A 13,966-nucleotide genomic window follows, 5' to 3' on the forward strand; every position below is an offset into this window, starting at 1 on the left:
CATGCGTTGCGATGGCATCTGCTGATCAGACGCCGGCGTACCGTTTGCCGGCTTGCCCGGCATGGGATAAAAGCGTGTCTTCATGTTCCGGCGCGCTGCCGAAATAGCTGTGCCATGCATGCGCCAGGCGGTATTCGGTGACGACCGGTACGTCGCCGTGATAGAGCGCGAACGAATGCAGCACGGCGAGAAGATCGGCCGGATAACAGGCGAGAAGCGGTGTCCGGCTGCGCAGATGCAATTGCTGCAGCAGGTACTCGAACACGCCCGGTGCCTGTTCAATGTCGTATGCCGTGCATTGAGCGTCGAAGAGGCGCCGGTAGTCGTCGAGGCACAGCGGGCCGACATGGAGCTTCGAGCCGAGCCTGCGCAGAAAGGCGTTGTCGCTCAGCTCGGCAGGGGTGAGGTTTGTCGAGAATACGGGCCACACATCGAACGGGCTCACGAAGCGCGCGCCCGATTGCAGCGAGAACTGATCGACGCCGCGATCGAGCGGCGTGATCCAGCGATTGAGCAGATCGGCGGGCGCGACGCGCTGACGGCCGAGATCGTCGACGACATACATGCCCATGTTCGCCTTCATATGCGGCGGTGCCTGATAAAAGCCGCTGTTCGCGTTGTACTGAAGATCGAGCATCGCCAATGTCAGCTCGCCGCCGGACATCACCACCGGCCGTTCGCATACTCGCCAGCGGCGATCAGTGACGTGAGGCAGGGCGTTAGCGCAAGCGTCGCGATGAATCAGCGGGTCGTGCAACTGGATGACATCGCCCGCTACATGAATCGCATAGGGAACCGGCACAGCGCCTTGCAGCAACTCACCAAGCCGTTCGGCGAGGTAGGTCTTGCCGCCGCCCGCCGGGCCATAGAGCATGACCGGGCGGCCGGCGTTCAACGCGGCGACTGCGGAATCGATCAAGGGCATATCGGCGATCAGATCCGGGAAGGCGGCGCGCACGTCGTACTGCGCAATGCGGAGGCGTTTCACCGAATACGCGTTGATCATGCTCACATACGCCTGGAGCGTGACCGGCGCGGGGCCGCAATAGGTGGAGCGGCTTGCTTCGTGAGCCGCGAGAGCGCGGCCGGCATCGGTGAGGCGCAGATAGACATCGCTATCGGCCGCGCCGCGATGGGCGATTTCGACAAGATGTTCGCGCACGAGGAAGCCGATCGTTTCTTCGAGTGCCGCTGCCGTCAGGCAATGCCGCGCAATGAGATCGCCGAGCGACGATTTGCCGTTCTGCAGAAGGGACTTCAGGATCAGATGCGCGACGAAGAGCGCGGGCAAGCCGGTGTCCGCAACGGTGCGCGGCGCGCGTAATACCATCTGGTTCGTGCAACTCTGGCCGACGTCCATGTCGAGAGGTGTGCTCGTTGCCTGGGCTGTGGCCGTACCGTTCGTATTCATGTCCTGCTCCCCGGTGCCGCGCGCTACTTTGAGCACGGCTTTATCGTTTCTGATGCCGGATCGTCGTCCGGCACGCGGTTGTGAATCCGTTACGCCGTTGCCGTCAGCAAGACCGAAATGGTTCCTGCTGCGATGGCTGCGCCGTAGGGCACCGATCCCACCGATTCGATGGAAGCCGCGCCTGCTTTGCGTAACGTGGGCTGGGCAATGACCCGAAGATTCGCCCAAACCTTTCCCAACTGATGACGCCGTCCGGTACGCACGAGCATCCATATGCCGCCGATCACGCACGTGGCGAGAGCCGCATGGAACACGAGCAAAGGGCCAATCCATGCGCCGACCATCGCGAGCAGCTTGACGTCCCCCGCAGCCATGCCGCGCACGAGATAAAACGGCAGAAACAGCGCGAATCCCACAACCGCGCCCGTGAACCACGCGCCGGTGCCGTCGCCGAATCCCTTGAGCCAGCACTGCACAAAAAACGCGCCGAGCAGACCGGCGCCGACCAGCATGTTCGGAATACGCCGGCACTGGATGTCCGTGCTGGCGGCGGCGACCACGAGCGCGATGACGCACGGGGCGATCGGTGGCAGGACGTTGCTGGTAATCAACATGGCAAGCTCTCGTCGGCAATACCGCAAACTGAAGAAGGGCGATGCGATGGACGACGGCGCGAACGCGGCACGCCCATCGGCACTTCGCGCGAAACTAGGCCAGATAGCCGGAGATCGCGATGAACTTCGCCTCGAGGTTCGTCCCGATGGCCGTCACACCGACGATGATGGCGAGCGCGATGAGCGTGGCGATGAGGCCATACTCGATTGCGGTGACGCCTTGTTCGTCGTGGGCGAATGCGTCAATGGATTCAATGAGCGATTGCATGATCAACTCCCGTTCAACTGGATGGCGGCCTTGCGGGCCGGGCAGCGGCTAGCGGCAGTGGCGGCGGACGGTACGCTTGCACGATTCGTCCGCCGGCACCGGCCGGTATTTACGCGAGCTTCCCTGCGATGAAGTTGAACTTCGCGTTGAGATTGGTACCAACGGCCGTCACGCCAACGATGATGGCGAGCGCGATGAGCGTGGCGATCAAGCCGTATTCGATGGCGGTCACGCCGTCTTCGTCGCGAATGAATGCCTTTGCGCTGTTGATAAACGATTTCATGATTGATCTCCCTTTAGGATGGCTAACTTAAATGTCATCGAATAACTACGGTTTGGGTACAACGTGCTGCTCACTACAAGGGTGCTACAGAAAATGGCGTCCGGGCGCTGCGTATGAGAGCGGCCGGGCAGGAGCCGAAAACGGCCCACTACGATCCGTGTGCTGACGATGTCGCGGCGCGATTGTCAGCGGGATTGTCTGCGCGATTAGCTTGCGGAAAACAGGGGACGTAAGCGGCGCATTGAACATGACCGCTAGAGGGGATGCCAGAAGACGACGCGCGATGCGCACGGCACACCGCGAGCCCGTTCGAATGAGGATGAGAGACTGCATCTTCTGGTACTCCTTGTATTCTTTTATTTCGCAGCCGGATCGTTCTTCTCGCCGCTCGTTCTCGAGCGTTTGAGAGAAGCCCCCGTTGGCAGGACCTGGTCGATGGTCATGTCGCCGGCTGTATGAAAAGATAAAGGCAAGGAGTGGGCCAGTCATGGTCGATTCCTTAGCGTGTCGGGGTTGCAGCCAGTTGACTGCACGTCGCGAGATGCCGGTATGCGTAGTTCTGACCGACTTGCATCACTTCTGCGTCATCGTCAGGTCATTCTTCCCGTGGCGTAAAACGGCGCTTTTCGGCCATGGCTATGCTGTGCAGCCCAAATTTAGGGATTTGACCCAGGTGCGCCGTTCGCGGCTTTCCCCGACGAATTGAGGCGGTTTATCGGCCGGCATCGGACCGAATCGTTTCAACTTTGAATCGCGGGTAGCCAAGCGCGCACTGCAAATGGCCCAGTGGCGGTTTTTTGCGTGTACTGGAGCACTCACATACAAGACTTGCAACGACCTGCGTGCCCTTCGACGCTGTTGGCGCGCGCCGACGCCAAAGCGCGCCGACAAATAACGTTATCGAAATCGATTCATTCCCATGCCTCGCGCGGCTCGGTACGCTGACGTATCGACCTGACTTGAGGGCTTATGGCTCATTCCGCTCCAACTTCTTTTTCAACGCGACGGCGCATGCTGAAACTGTTGGGTGCCGTGCCCGCTCTCGCGGCGACCGGCGCTTTACATTCGCAACGTACGCTGGCTGCGGATCTAGCATCGACCACGCTCGTACTCGGTGACCAGGCCGGCGGCACGCGCGCGCTCGTCGAGGCGGCCAAAGTGCTCGACGGAGCGCCATACGCTTTTCGCTGGGCGAATTTTCAGGGGGCTGCGCCGCTGTTCGAAGCGCAGCGCGCGGGCGCCGTCGATCTCGCACCGGCAGGCGATTTGCCGGTACTCGCCGCGGCGGTCGGCGATCCGACGCTGAAGATCGTGGCAACCCGTGTGGGCTCGGGAGCGCAACTCGGCATCCTTGTCCCGCCGAACTCCGCGATACGTGCGGTTGCGGACCTGAAAGGGCGCACCGTGTTTGTGTCGTCGGCACGCGGCAGCATTTCGCAATTCCAGTTGTATGGCGCGCTCGCCGAAGCGGGTTTATCGAAAGACGACGTGACGGTGCGCTTCATTTTACCCGTCGACGCGTTTGCGGCGTTCGCTTCCGGATCCATCGAAGTGTGGGCGACATTCGATCCGTACTACGGCATTGCCGTCCAACGCGGCGCCCGCATTTTGCGCGACGGCACTGGCATCAATAGCGGGCTAGGCTTTATCACTGCGTCAGGGGCGTCGCTTGCGGACGCCGGCAAACGCGCGGCCATTGCCGACGTGTTGTTGAGGCTGCAACGTGCGGGTGAGTGGGCGTTGGCCAACCCCGATGCATATGCACAAATCTATGCAACGTTGACGCGCTCTCCGCTCGATGCCGCGAAAACGATCACGCGGCGCGCGTCGCTCAAACAGCATTTCATCAACGATAAGGATATTGCCGCGCTTCAGAGAGTGGCCGACAGTGCGAACCGCGATGCGATTTTGCCGCGCCGCGTGGATGTTCGCGCGATATCGGAGACACAGATCGCTCGACTGGCGAGCGGTTAGGGCGTTACTGCGTTCGTGCTTGAGGGCTTTAGGGAAGCAATGGCACGTCTTCAATCAAATCGGCTTTCACCGCGCGAATCCTGCGATCGACAAAATAGCCGCCGCCTTCGGTGTAGTGCAGATAGAGACGTCCGCATAAGACGCACTTCCACACTGCACAGCGGTTGTACGGAAAGTAGCGCGGCGCAATGGGCGCGTCGGCCGACCAATAGGTTGTCTTGTCCGGCAAGTACTCACTGAAAGTCGGCTCCGCATAGTCTTGCGGCAGCAGCGTGCCGATTTCCTCGAACTGCGTTTCGTCGAGAGAAAGCGGCTGCGACTGCCAGCCGTCTAGCGGCGTCTTCATGCAGGCACATGGCCCGGCGGCGCGTGCCTCTGCGGCACGCGCCAGTTCAACGAGCATTTCAGCGTTCAGATATTGCGCCATGAGGCTCACGTTCAGGGGTTCATCATCCTGTCGCGTTGAGGGGCAACCCACGAGCGGTCGAAGTTGCCTTCGGCAATCGACTTCAAGGCCGCCATCTCTTTCGCTTGTTGGCGGCGCGCGCCTTCGATAACAGCTTCGGCGTCGGCGGGCGCGATTGCGAGCAGGCCGTCTTCATCGCCGACAATGATATCGCCTGGATGGACCACCATGCCGCCGACGGTGACAGGCACGTTGATTTCGCCAGGTCCATTCTTGTACGGACCACGATGTGTGACGCCGCGTGCGTACACCGGAAAGTCGCGCTGACCTAGCGCGCCGACGTCGCGTATCGCACCATCTATCACGAGTCCCTCCACGCCCAGACTCTGAGCGAAGCTCGCCATGATCTCGCCCATCAGCGCCTGGGTAAGGTCGCCGGCGCCGTCGATCACCAGCACGTCGCCGGGTCTGCAGAAATCGAACGCCCGATGAATCGCCAGGTTGTCGCCAGGCCGGGTATGCACCGTGACCGCGGTGCCCGCAAGCGGCTTCGGCCGATGATACGGTCGCAATCCGAGCATGCCGCTCGCGCGTGCCATGTTGTCGCTGAGGAGGGACACCGCAAGTTCGCGCAATGCACCGAGAGTCGCTGCTGTAGCCTGGGGTGCCGACTCATACTCCCGCCATCCGATTGGGTTCATACAATAGCTCCTTGCGCCGCGAGTTGCCGGTCGAGTTGACGCGAAAGCCGCGGATACACGGCACGCGCGTTGTCCTCATATATGCGTTGGCGCTCCGCGTCACTAAGCCATTCGATTGCATCGATATAGCGGCGCGTATCGTCGTAATGGTGTCCGGTCTCCGGATCGATGCCTTGCACCGCGCCTATCGTTTCTGACGCGAACAGAATGTTTTCCACGGGGATTACTTTCGCGAGCAACTCAGCGCCCGGTTGGTGATAGACACAGGTATCGAAGAACACGTTTTTTAGCAGGTAATCACGCAGCAGTGGACGCTGCATGTCCTGCGCGAGGCCGCGATAACGCCCCCAGTGATAAGGCACTGCGCCGCCGCCGTGCGGAATGATGAAACGCAGCGTGGGGAAGTCCGCGAACAGGTCGCCAGTCAGCAACTGCATGAACGCGGAGGTGTCGCCGTTGATGTAATGCGCACCGGTTGCATGGAAGTTCGGGTTACACGACGACGACACGTGGATCATCGCGGGCACGTCGAGTTCGACCATCGTTTCATAGAGCGGATACCACGAGCGATCCGTGAGCGGCAGACCCGACCAGTGTCCGCCGGATGGATCGGGATTCAGATTGCAGCCTATAAAACCGAGTTCTTCGACACAGCGCCGCAATTCGTCGATACAGTTCGCGGGCGGCACGCCTGGCGCTTGCGGCAACTGGCATACGCCCACGAAGTTGCGCGGAAACAGCGAACACACGCGATGCACGAGGTCGTTGCACTCGCGTGACCAGTGCGCGTTTGCTTGCGCGGTGGCGAGATGGTGGCCCATGCTCGCAGCACGTGGCGAAAATATCGTGAGGTCGGTGCCGCGTTCGCGTTGAATACGCAACTGGCCCGTTTCGATGCTCTCGCGGATCTCATCGTCGCTAATGTTAGGGCGCGCGGGCGGCGCGTGGCCGTCCTTTAACGCGGCAATCTGCTGCGTGCGCCAGGCTTCGTGCTGCGGCGGCGAGGTCGTGTAATGCCCGTGACAATCGATGATCATGGTTTGCAATGCCTTTGCTTGTTGTCGCGATGTCCGTTACGCACGTGGCGCGGCGTCGCCTGTGGCGAGCGATTGTGTTTCGTCTTCCGATGCCGTGACGCGCATCACCAGTGCGATAACCGTGGCCACGAGCAGGAACGCTGCAATTGTCAGCAACGCTAGCTTGAAGTTGCCGGTTGCGCTGCGCACGAGACCAATGCTCCATGGGCCGACCAGGCCGCCGAACTGAGCAATGGTGTTGATGAGCGCGATGGTTGCGGCGCCTGCCGCGCCGGTTCTGAACGACGATGCAAGGCTCCAGAACAGCGGATTGCCCGCGTAGATAAACAGGCCGGTCACGCACAACAGCACGTAGGCGATCACCGGATTCGGCGCATATGCGCTGCCGGCAATGGCAAGCGCACTCATCCCGTACACGAAAGCAAGGTGTTTCTTCCGGTCGCCGGTGCGGTCCGAGCTGCGGCTGATCAGAAAGGTGCCGAGTACGCCGAGTAAAGGCGGCGCGGCGGACAGAAAGCCGACTTCGAGATTAGTAAGGTGTCCAAGGCTTTTGACGATCTGCGGCAACCACAGGAACAATCCATAAATGCCGACCAGTGCGCAGCCGAACAGGCAAGCCAGACTCCACACACGAATGTCGCCCGCCACGCGCATAAGCGGGAAGTGCGTGTTGCCGCCCAAGGCTTCTCGTTCTGCGGCGAGCGTGGATTCGAGCCAGCGCTTTTCGTCGACGGAGAGCCACTCGGCGTCGGCCGGGCGCTCGGTCATGATGCGCAGGGTGAGGAGACCGAGCAGCATTGCCGGCACGCCTTCGAGAATGAACATCCACTGCCAGCCGTGCAAACCGAGAATGCCGTCCGCGTACGTCATGAGCGCCGTGGAAATTGGTCCGCCCAGCACTGCCGAAAACGACCCGGCGATGATGTAGCCGCCCACCGCTCGCGCCCGGTAGCGCACCGGAAACCACTTCGTCAGATACACCGCGACGCCCGGCAAAAAGCCTGCTTCCATGACGCCCAGCAAAAAGCGCAGCACGTAGAAGCTCGTGTCGTTGAACACGAACGCAGTCACCGCGGCCACGGCGCCCCACGTCAGAAGAATGCGTGCGATCCAGCGCCGTGCGCCGACGCGATGCAACAGCAGGTTGCTCGGCACTTCCAGCAACATGTAGCCGACAAAGAAAATGCTGCCCGCGAAACCGAACACAGCGGGACTAAAGCCCAACTGCTTGTTCATGTCGAGTGCGGCGAAACCTATGTTGATGCGGTCGAGGTAATTGAAGAACATCATGGCGAAAAGCAGGGGCATCAGACGCCCATATACCTTTCGCATGGTTGCGGCTTCGTCGATCGGGTTCATGCTGTCTCCTACCTTGCGGCGACGGCGAGTGCGCCGTCCCTGCGTTCTTGTCATATGTGCAGGCAATGATAAGAACGGGCGGGTGAGCAGTCCAAGACCGGTTGCTTATGCTTCTATAGGCTTTTGCTTATAGTGCGGTGTTCTCAAGCGGCGGCGGAAGGCAGGCGAGGAACGCACGTAAGTGCGGCGACGCGTCGTCCGAGCGAAAAGTCGCAGCGAGCGTCGAGCGGTACCTGGAAGCCGGTCCTGTCAGGTGGCGATAGACAACGTCACTGCGGCCCAGGCGCGCTACCGACTCGCCAATGAACGTGACACCCAGCCCAGCGGCCACGAGCGCGATAGCGGTTTGAATCTCATACGCCTGATGAGCGACGAACGGCGTCAGTCCGGCATCGCGATACAACGATAGGACCGAGCGTTTGAATTGTGCATTCTGATGCTTCGGGTAAAGGATCAAAGGCGTATCGGCGAGATCGGCGATCTTCAAGCTCTTCCGCGCGGCGAGCGGATGGCCCGGCTCCAACGCGGCCACCACCCGTTCGCGCAGCAGCGGGTACGACGTGCATCCTTCGATTGCCAGCGGCTGACGGCCAATGCCGATGTGAATCCGCATGTCGCGAAGCGCATCGGTCTGTTCTTCGGTGAGCATTTCGAAGAGCTTCAGTTCCACCTGCGGATACGCTTGATGAAACGCTTTGAGCGCGGGCGGCAGAATGCTGTACATCGCCGAGCGCGTGAAGCCGACGCTGAGCCAGCCGCGCCGGCCTATGCCGATTTCCTGCGTCGCGAGGCTCGCCTGCTCCAGAGCACCGAGTATCTGGCGAGCCTCTGTACACAAGTAAAGTCCCGCTTCGGTCAGCGTGAGCGGCCGTCGAGCGCGGTCGACCAGTTGCGTGCCGAGCCGCTCTTCGAGCGAGCGGATCTGTTGGCTCAGCGCGGGCTGCGCAATGTGAAGCCGTTCAGCAGCGCGGCTGAAATTCAGCTCCTCGGCAAGAATCACGAAGCACTGTAGAGCCCTAAGATTCATAGCGATTCTATTTGACGTCGGTACGCGCAGAATACCCTACACTGTCGCCTATGATCCGCGAAAATGAGGAGCGCAATCAATGCGACTGACCGACTTCGACACGTTGACGTTCGATTGCTACGGCACACTCATCGACTGGGAAACAGGCATTTTCGAAGGATTGCGGCCGCTTCTCGAGCGCGTCGAGCAAACGCTGACGCGCGATCAGGTACTCGAAGCACACGCGCGACACGAGTCGTCGCAGCAAAAGTACACGCCTTACCGGCGATATCAGGAGTTGTTGCCTATCGTCTATAAGCGCCTCGCGGAAGAGTGGCGCGTGCCGTACACGCTCGACGACTGCATGGCTTATGGCAGATCAATTCAGAACTGGCCTGCCTTCGACGATTCAGCCGCGGCGTTGCAGTACCTGAAGCAGCACTACAAGCTGGTCATTCTTTCGAACGTGGACAATGAGAGCTTCAGCTACAGCAACGCAAAGCTAAAGGTCGAATTCGACGCAATCTTCACCGCTGAAGATATCGGTTCGTACAAACCGTCGCCGCGCAATTTCGAGTACATGCTGGAGAAGCTGGGCGAACGCGGCATCTCCAAGAACAAGGTTCTTCACACGGCGGAAAGTCTCTTTCACGATCACAAGCCGGCGAATGAGTTCGGACTTGCGTCGTGCTGGATCTATCGCCGGCATGCCAAAGAGGGGTTCGGCGCGACAATGGACCCGGGCTCCCAGCCGAAGATCGACTTTCGCTTTAACAGCATGGCCGAACTGGTGGAAGCCCATCGCAATGCTTTGGTCTAACCCGAGGCGAACGCTTACTGGTCGAAGCCGCCCTGGCACAGGTACTTGATCGACAGATAATCGTCGAGTCCGTACTTCGAGCCTTCGCGGCCATAGCCCGATTCTTTTACGCCTCCAAACGGCGCCGCTTCGCTCGACACAGCGCCTTCGTTGATACCGATTACGCCTGCTTCCAGTCGGGCGGCGACACGGTCGATACGCCGCACATCCTGCGTGAAGAAGTAAGCGGCGAGGCCGAACGGCGTGTCGTTCGCGAGACGCACCGCTTCGGCTTCGTCGCTGAAGCGGAACAGCGGCGCAACCGGTCCGAAGGTCTCTTCGCAGCACACCAGCATGCCGTCATTTGCGTCGGTCAGCACAGTCGGTGCATAGTAGTTGGGGCCCAGTTCCGTTAGGCGCTTGCCGCCGGTCAACACTGTTGCGCCTTGTTTTACGGCGTCTTCCACGTGACGCGCGATCTTGTCGATTGCGCGCTCGTTGATCATCGGGCCGATTTGCGCGCTCGGGTCCGTTGCGGGCGCAACCTTCAGGGCCGCCACGCGTTTCGCGAGCAGATCGGCGAAACGCTCATAGACACCGGCTTGCACATAGACGCGATTCGGGCATACACACGTTTGCCCGCCATTGCGGAACTTTGCTGCGATCAGACCGGTGACGGCGGCGTCGAGATCGGCGTCGTCGAATACGATGAAAGGCGCATTGCCGCCCAATTCGAGCGAGAGCTTTTTCAACGTGGCGGCGGACTCGCGCGCAAGATGCTTGCCGACCGGCGTCGAACCGGTGAACGTGATTTTGCGAACGCGAGCATCGGCGAGCCAATCGGCCACCGCTTCAATGCCCTGGTCGCGCGAAGCGGACAGCATGTTCAGCACACCGTCGGGCACGCCGGCTTCCTGTGCGAGGGCGGCGAGTGCCAGTGCAGTGAGCGGCGTGTCTTCGGCGGGCTTGGCGACCACCGTGCAACCGGCCGCGAGGGCCGGCGCGATCTTGCGGGCGATCATCGCGAGCGGGAAATTCCACGGCGTGATCGCGGCCACGATGCCGATGGCTTCCTTCACCGCGCTCATGCGTTTGCCGCGTTGCTGCTGCGGAATGATGTCGCCGTAGATGCGCGTCGCCTCGTCTGCGAACCACGTGACGTATGACGCGCCATACGCGACTTCGCCGCGGCTTTCCGCCAGAGGCTTGCCTTGTTCCGTCGACATCAGCTTGGCGAGGTCTTCGGTGTTCTCAACGATGAGCGCGTGCCAACGGCGCAGAATCTCAGCACGTTCGCGCGGCAGCTTGCCCCGCCATGCGGGCAACGCGCTGGCCGCGGCGTCGGTGGCGGCGCGTGCGTCGGCGGCACTGCTGTTCGCCACTTCGACGATCGTGTCGCCGGTCGCGGGATTAGTGACGGGAAAGCGCGCGCCGTTCGCGGCGGCGATCCATTTTCCGCCGATGAAATTCAGCGGGCGAATCAGTTCATTGCGCGTCAATGCGAGAGACATTGCGTTGCTCCTTGGGTTGCCGTTTTGACTGTATCGGGCGTACGGTTTCTGTAAGCGCGCAGCAGGTGTAGAGCAGCGCGAAGCTCGTTCCATAAGCCGATGCTACGCGCGTCCGGCAATCAATGAATCGCCTCAAAAAGCGGCCCACGGTGCGCACATTGTTTTTTTCGGGCGCCTACAGCATATTCTGCTGATTGCATTGGGGAGTTAGCGCGTTCGACACAGCCGGTCGACGCGCGCACGACACGTGGCGGCGGCCCGAGCAGCATTGACGGTCGCAGGCGTTAGTGCGCTAACGCCTGCTCGTTGCGCGCCGTCGCGCACTCGGACGTGAACGCCATGCTGGCCTGGTCGGGCGTCATGCGCGGCGCGTTGGGCGCATAGATTTTCTCGATGATGGCGGCAAACGTCTGGCGGTCTGCATCGTCGCGATAGTACTTTGCGGCCTGATCGAGCGCCTGCGCTTTGGTCTTCTTGTGCGCGCGCCACGAAGCGACCTGGCCGGCGATATCGCCAATCGCAAAGCACTGATTGCTGACCGTTTGTGCCACAGCCCGAACGGCCGTTTGAGCAAGGCATCCCGCAAGCAATGCCGATATCACCACGCGTTTCATGACGACGAATCCTGTTGGGCGCAAAGGTCGCAGTTTAACGCGGTAGCGAGCCCTTGCTGCCCGCGTCGATTCGTCGCTGTGGGCGATTATTTCTTGTCCGGCTCGGCTTCGGTGTCGGTGCCTGTTTTGCCGTTGCTTCTGTTGGTGACCGCGCCCGTTTCATCGAGTTCGTCATCCAGGTCGTCGTCGTTTTCACCGGCCGGTGGGTGGGATTGCGCCGCCATGCCGATAACAGGAACATGGCGAACGGGCAGCGAACAGGCAAGAGATCCGGCAAGAGAATCGAGGTTCATGTCGTGTGCTCCATAAGATGGTCAGCATCACTTGCAGCAAGCCCCGCACCCGGCAACGCAGGTTGCAGCTTCAAAAGAAAAAGCCGCCTCGAAAGGCGGCTTGTCTGGATCAGCAACGCACTTCCGTGCAAGGCGCTCAGTGTCCGAACGACTCCGCTTTAGCCACCGATGCATTCGCCACATGCGGCCTCGCCGCCTGCTTGATCAGCAGCGCGATGCAGGCGATGACGCCGGCCACGGCGATCGTTGCGAAGATGCCGGCGAACGTGAAGTGACGGCGTGTGAGTTCCGCCACGATGAACGAACCAGCAATGCCGCCGAAGCGTCCAATACCCAGCATCCACGCGACGCCCGTGCCGCGGCCTTGCGTTGGGTAAAAAGCGGCAGCGAGTGCGGGCATCGACGATTGCGCGGTATTCATCAGCACCCCTGCAACGAACACGATGAACACGAGCGCGCCGACATTACCCACCGCCTGGCCGATGAAATACACGCTCACGGCGGTCAACGCATAGCAAGCCGCGATGATGCGGTTCGCGTTGAAGCGATCCATCAGCACGCCGCACACTACCGCGCCTACGCCGCCGAGCGGGAACAGCGCGGAAATCAGCGTCGCGCGTTGCGGCGTGAGGCCGGCGTCCTTCAGCAGAATCGGCATCCAGTTGATCGATGCGTAGAAGATTACGAGGCCCATGAAGTACGTGATCCACAGCATCAGCGAGCCGACGATGTACGCGCGCGACAGCACTACACCCGCGCCCTTGCCGCCGGTTTGCGGCGCGGTTTCCGTCATCATGAACGAGTCCGCCTGCGCGGCTTCGCTCGAAATGCGCGACAGAGCGGCGCGAATTCGCGCAACCGGCTGATTGTTGGCGACCATGTAGCGAACCGACTCCGGCATCTTGATCACCAGCAGGACCAGCAACAGAAGCGGGGCGATACCGCCGAGCACCAGCACACTGCGCCAGCCGAAATGCGGGATCATCCACGCGGCGAGGAAGCCGCCGAATGCCGCGCCGAGCGGGAAGCCACAAAACATCAGATTGATCACGGTCGCGCGGCGGCTGTCCGGGCAGTACTCGCCCATCATCGTGACGGCGTTCGGCATGGCCGCACCGAGGCCGACGCCGGTGATGAAGCGCAGCACCGTCAGATATTCGATGCTCGTCGAAAATGCCGAGCCGAGGCAGGCGGCGCCGAACAGCAGCACCGAACCCAGCAGCATTCCCCGCCGTCCGAGCCGGTCGGACAACGGCCCCGACACCAGTGCGCCGCATGCAAGGCCGAACAACGCCGCGCTTAGTACGGGTGCGAGGGCCGGTTTCGCAATGCCCCATTCCGCGAGTAGCGACGGCGCAATGAAACCGATGGCGGCTGTGTCGAAACCGTCCAGCAGGACGATGACGAAACACATGAAAAAGACCAGCCACTGGAACGGTGAAAATGGATGTTCGTTGAGGAAGGTCTGAACGTTCACAGCGTTGCTGCGATTCATGATGCGTCTCCTGACTGCAAAAAGGCTCGTCGCAGCGAGCCTCGTCTTACTTTCCGATCGCGCGCCGTTGGGCGGCGCGCAATGCCTGCGCCTGCGACTCTGTCGGCTTCATCCATGCATGGTATGCGGACAGGGTTGCCGTCGCTATGAATTTATTTGTTCGTATATAGAACTACGATTCTTTCAGCGAACAAG

The 13,966-nt window shown here is 61.0% G+C and carries 15 protein-coding genes; 2 read left to right on the forward strand and 13 right to left on the reverse strand.

What is annotated here, in order from left to right:
- Positions 1–25: 25 nt before the first annotated feature.
- From OH764_RS18745 to OH764_RS18760, 4 genes are all read right to left on the reverse strand, one after another.
- Positions 26–1,411 carry a DUF8689 domain-containing protein gene (locus OH764_RS18745; protein ID WP_498850289.1) on the reverse strand — a complete coding sequence of 462 codons (1,386 nt, stop codon included), beginning with the start codon at positions 1,409–1,411 and terminating at the stop codon, positions 26–28.
- Between the two features lie 89 nt (positions 1,412–1,500).
- A complete protein-coding gene (locus OH764_RS18750) occupies positions 1,501–2,025 on the reverse strand; it encodes an A24 family peptidase (RefSeq protein WP_498850290.1) in 525 nt (174 codons plus the stop codon).
- Between the two features lie 94 nt (positions 2,026–2,119).
- On the reverse strand, positions 2,120–2,293 hold the full coding sequence (locus OH764_RS18755; RefSeq protein WP_498850291.1) for a Flp family type IVb pilin: 174 nt from the start codon (positions 2,291–2,293) through the stop codon (positions 2,120–2,122).
- A gap of 109 nt (positions 2,294–2,402) precedes the next feature.
- Complete coding sequence (locus tag OH764_RS18760) at positions 2,403–2,576, reverse strand: Flp family type IVb pilin (protein ID WP_498850292.1); 174 nt, start codon at positions 2,574–2,576, stop codon at positions 2,403–2,405.
- Between the two features lie 1,011 nt (positions 2,577–3,587).
- On the opposite strand from OH764_RS18760, the gene OH764_RS18765 reads away from it, so the two are divergent.
- Positions 3,588–4,550, forward strand: a complete 963-nt coding sequence (locus OH764_RS18765) for an ABC transporter substrate-binding protein (protein WP_498850293.1) — start codon at positions 3,588–3,590, stop codon at positions 4,548–4,550.
- A 28-nt stretch (positions 4,551–4,578) separates the two neighbouring features.
- Here the strand turns inward: OH764_RS18765 and OH764_RS18770 are convergent, their stop codons facing one another.
- From OH764_RS18770 to OH764_RS18790, 5 genes are all read right to left on the reverse strand, one after another.
- Positions 4,579–4,977: a hypothetical protein gene (locus OH764_RS18770; RefSeq protein ID WP_498850294.1), complete on the reverse strand. Its 399-nt coding sequence runs from the start codon at positions 4,975–4,977 to the stop codon at positions 4,579–4,581.
- Between the two features lie 11 nt (positions 4,978–4,988).
- Entirely contained in the window at positions 4,989–5,657 is a 669-nt protein-coding gene (locus tag OH764_RS18775) for an RraA family protein (RefSeq protein ID WP_498850295.1), read from the reverse strand.
- Positions 5,654–6,694 carry an amidohydrolase family protein gene (locus tag OH764_RS18780; RefSeq protein ID WP_498851238.1) on the reverse strand — a complete coding sequence of 347 codons (1,041 nt, stop codon included), beginning with the start codon at positions 6,692–6,694 and terminating at the stop codon, positions 5,654–5,656. The genes OH764_RS18775 and OH764_RS18780 overlap by 4 nt, the downstream gene beginning before the upstream one ends.
- Before the next feature lie 36 nt (positions 6,695–6,730).
- Positions 6,731–8,053 (reverse strand): MFS transporter, encoded by a 1,323-nt coding sequence (locus OH764_RS18785; protein WP_204523106.1) that lies wholly within the window; start codon positions 8,051–8,053, stop codon positions 6,731–6,733.
- 127 nt (positions 8,054–8,180) lie between these two features.
- On the reverse strand, positions 8,181–9,080 hold the full coding sequence (locus OH764_RS18790) for a LysR family transcriptional regulator (RefSeq protein WP_498850296.1): 900 nt from the start codon (positions 9,078–9,080) through the stop codon (positions 8,181–8,183).
- Positions 9,081–9,159: 79 nt separating this feature from the next.
- On the opposite strand from OH764_RS18790, the gene OH764_RS18795 reads away from it, so the two are divergent.
- Entirely contained in the window at positions 9,160–9,879 is a 720-nt protein-coding gene (locus tag OH764_RS18795; protein WP_498850297.1) for an HAD family hydrolase, read from the forward strand.
- Between the two features lie 14 nt (positions 9,880–9,893).
- Here OH764_RS18795 and OH764_RS18800 read toward each other — a convergent pair whose 3' ends face one another.
- The 4 genes from OH764_RS18800 to OH764_RS18815 form a co-directional block, all read right to left on the reverse strand.
- Positions 9,894–11,369, reverse strand: coding sequence for an NAD-dependent succinate-semialdehyde dehydrogenase (locus tag OH764_RS18800; RefSeq protein WP_498850298.1), 1,476 nt, complete (start codon positions 11,367–11,369; stop codon positions 9,894–9,896).
- A gap of 284 nt (positions 11,370–11,653) precedes the next feature.
- Positions 11,654–11,983: a hypothetical protein gene (locus tag OH764_RS18805; protein WP_498850299.1), complete on the reverse strand. Its 330-nt coding sequence runs from the start codon at positions 11,981–11,983 to the stop codon at positions 11,654–11,656.
- 86 nt (positions 11,984–12,069) lie between these two features.
- Positions 12,070–12,276, reverse strand: coding sequence for a hypothetical protein (locus OH764_RS18810; protein ID WP_498850300.1), 207 nt, complete (start codon positions 12,274–12,276; stop codon positions 12,070–12,072).
- A gap of 136 nt (positions 12,277–12,412) precedes the next feature.
- The gene (locus tag OH764_RS18815; protein WP_498850301.1) at positions 12,413–13,771 is read right to left on the reverse strand and encodes an MFS transporter; all 1,359 of its coding nucleotides are present in this window, start codon (positions 13,769–13,771) and stop codon (positions 12,413–12,415) included.
- Positions 13,772–13,966: the final 195 nt, after the last annotated feature.

The sequence above is a fragment of the Burkholderia sp. M6-3 genome (genome assembly GCF_050858985.1).
In the GTDB taxonomy this organism is placed as follows: domain Bacteria; phylum Pseudomonadota; class Gammaproteobacteria; order Burkholderiales; family Burkholderiaceae; genus Paraburkholderia; species Paraburkholderia caledonica.

Coding starts and splice junctions, on each gene's coding strand:
- OH764_RS18745 (WP_498850289.1), bottom strand. CDS start 1,411: ATGAATACGAACGGTACGGCCACAGCCCAGGCAACGAGCACACCTCTC.
- OH764_RS18750 (WP_498850290.1), bottom strand. CDS start 2,025: ATGTTGATTACCAGCAACGTCCTGCCACCGATCGCCCCGTGCGTCATC.
- OH764_RS18755 (WP_498850291.1), bottom strand. CDS start 2,293: ATGCAATCGCTCATTGAATCCATTGACGCATTCGCCCACGACGAACAA.
- OH764_RS18760 (WP_498850292.1), bottom strand. CDS start 2,576: ATGAAATCGTTTATCAACAGCGCAAAGGCATTCATTCGCGACGAAGAC.
- OH764_RS18765 (WP_498850293.1), top strand. CDS start 3,588: ATGCTGAAACTGTTGGGTGCCGTGCCCGCTCTCGCGGCGACCGGCGCT.
- OH764_RS18770 (WP_498850294.1), bottom strand. CDS start 4,977: ATGGCGCAATATCTGAACGCTGAAATGCTCGTTGAACTGGCGCGTGCC.
- OH764_RS18775 (WP_498850295.1), bottom strand. CDS start 5,657: ATGAACCCAATCGGATGGCGGGAGTATGAGTCGGCACCCCAGGCTACA.
- OH764_RS18780 (WP_498851238.1), bottom strand. CDS start 6,694: ATGATCATCGATTGTCACGGGCATTACACGACCTCGCCGCCGCAGCAC.
- OH764_RS18785 (WP_204523106.1), bottom strand. CDS start 8,053: ATGAACCCGATCGACGAAGCCGCAACCATGCGAAAGGTATATGGGCGT.
- OH764_RS18790 (WP_498850296.1), bottom strand. CDS start 9,080: ATGAATCTTAGGGCTCTACAGTGCTTCGTGATTCTTGCCGAGGAGCTG.
- OH764_RS18795 (WP_498850297.1), top strand. CDS start 9,160: ATGCGACTGACCGACTTCGACACGTTGACGTTCGATTGCTACGGCACA.
- OH764_RS18800 (WP_498850298.1), bottom strand. CDS start 11,369: ATGTCTCTCGCATTGACGCGCAATGAACTGATTCGCCCGCTGAATTTC.
- OH764_RS18805 (WP_498850299.1), bottom strand. CDS start 11,983: ATGAAACGCGTGGTGATATCGGCATTGCTTGCGGGATGCCTTGCTCAA.
- OH764_RS18810 (WP_498850300.1), bottom strand. CDS start 12,276: ATGAACCTCGATTCTCTTGCCGGATCTCTTGCCTGTTCGCTGCCCGTT.
- OH764_RS18815 (WP_498850301.1), bottom strand. CDS start 13,771: ATGAATCGCAGCAACGCTGTGAACGTTCAGACCTTCCTCAACGAACAT.